Source organism: Mesorhizobium sp. M7A.F.Ca.US.006.04.2.1, assembly GCF_004022915.1.
Classification (GTDB): domain Bacteria; phylum Pseudomonadota; class Alphaproteobacteria; order Rhizobiales; family Rhizobiaceae; genus Mesorhizobium; species Mesorhizobium ciceri.
In genome coordinates this window covers 1-1,512 of the sequence record NZ_RZQA01001161.1, presented here as the reverse complement: position 1 = coordinate 1,512, position 1,512 = coordinate 1, and the positions used below count along the sequence as shown (strand labels likewise).

Here is a 1,512-nt window from a genome sequence, read left to right as displayed (position 1 = left end):
AGCCCGAGGTGTAGATCAGCATGGCGAGGTCGATATCGATCCCGCCATGGCGAATGGGCACGGGCGCGACCTTGAGACAATCCTCGAAGGAGGCAGCGCCATCCGGCGTATGGCTGGATGGCGCTTGCGTAGACGCGACGAAGAACGGCCGGTCCGACAGCGCACGCGCCTGGATCACGACAGGCATCAGCTTGGCCTGAGTCAGGATCGCCGCAGCCTCGCAATCGTCGATGACATAAGCGAGCTTGTCGGCCTTGGTGGAGGCGTTGATCGGGCTGAAGGTCGCGCCCGCCTTGAGAACCGCGAAGATCGAGACGGCGGCTTCCCAGCAATTGTCCATGAAGACGAGAACGCGGTCGCCGCGCTGCACGCCATTCTCGGCGAGAGCGGTCGCAAGCCGGTTCGACAGATCGTCGAGCTCGTCATAGCGCAACCGCTCCCGGTCGGTGACAAGCGCCGTCTTCGCGCCATGCGCGGCCGCGTTCGTGATGAGGAATTGCTCGACCCGCATGAGCTCGGGCCTTCCGCTGCCAGCCGTCACGCCGCGACGAGCGATGCGGTCTTCGCTGTGATGAAGGCCGTGATGCGCGCCAGTGAATCGAGGTTGGCCGGCACGATATCGGCGTCCGCAACTGTGATTCCGCAATGGTCCTCGATAAAGGCCACCAGTTCCAGAACGCCGGTCGAATCGATGATGCCGTTCTCGATCAGCGAGTCCGTATCGGCGAGGGCGTGGGTGGTGTCGCCGAACAGGAAGTTCTCGATGACAAAGGCCTTCACTGCGTCTTGGATCGTATCGGTCATGTCGTTCGCTTTCCTTGGTGGTGTCAGGCGGCCTTTGCGTTGCAAATGCCTGTGCCGGTGAAAGTCGTCAGCCACAGCTGCGTCGACAGGATGCCGACAAAGGCCGCGTTGTCGCGAAAGCCGGAGGCCGGCTGGCGGCTGCATTTCTCATGTAGTTTTGCCACTGCCTTCGGATTGAAGAGCCCGCCGGCGCTGACTGCGGCGTCGCCCAGGGCCGACTGGACATAGTCCCTCGTGCCCGGCCCAACGAAGGACTGGCTATCCGGTGCGCGATAGGGCTGCTTGGTCCGCCGGCCGATGGCGGCCGGCAGCAGGTCTTTGGTCGCCTCCCGCAGAATATGCTTCTCCACGAGCCCCTTCAGCTTCATCTCGGGAGGAAGGCCGGCGGCAAACTCGACCAGATGATGGTCGAGGAAGGGAAAGCGGCCCTCGATGCCGTGGGCCATCGCCATGCGGTCGCCCTGGCTGGACAGGATATAGCCAGGGAGAAGGAAGCGGGCTTCCAGATATTGCGCCTGATGCAAGGGATGCCAGCGGGCGAACGCCTCGGGCAGCCGCGCGGCGAGCTCCTCGGCGGCGTCATATCCGGACAATGTGGCACGCAGATCGCCCGAGTAGAACAGCTTCGTCGCCGCCGTGCCGTCGAACCTCGGCCGATGGGAGAACAGCGGATCGTCAAGCGTCGCGCCGCTAGCCCCGAAGAAGGAG

The 1,512-nt window shown here is 63.8% G+C and carries 3 protein-coding genes; all 3 read right to left on the bottom strand.

What is annotated here, in order from left to right:
- The coding region (locus EN925_RS35385; protein ID WP_164894642.1) for an AMP-binding protein at window positions 1-511 on the bottom strand (511 nt) is incomplete at its 3' end.
- Window positions 512-537: 26 nt separating this feature from the next.
- Window positions 538-804: an acyl carrier protein gene (locus EN925_RS35380; RefSeq protein ID WP_013525356.1), complete on the bottom strand. Its 267-nt coding sequence runs from the start codon at window positions 802-804 to the stop codon at window positions 538-540.
- 23 nt (window positions 805-827) lie between these two features.
- A partial coding sequence (locus EN925_RS35375; RefSeq protein WP_164894641.1) for an asparagine synthase C-terminal domain-containing protein occupies window positions 828-1,512 on the bottom strand: 685 nt, incomplete at its 5' end.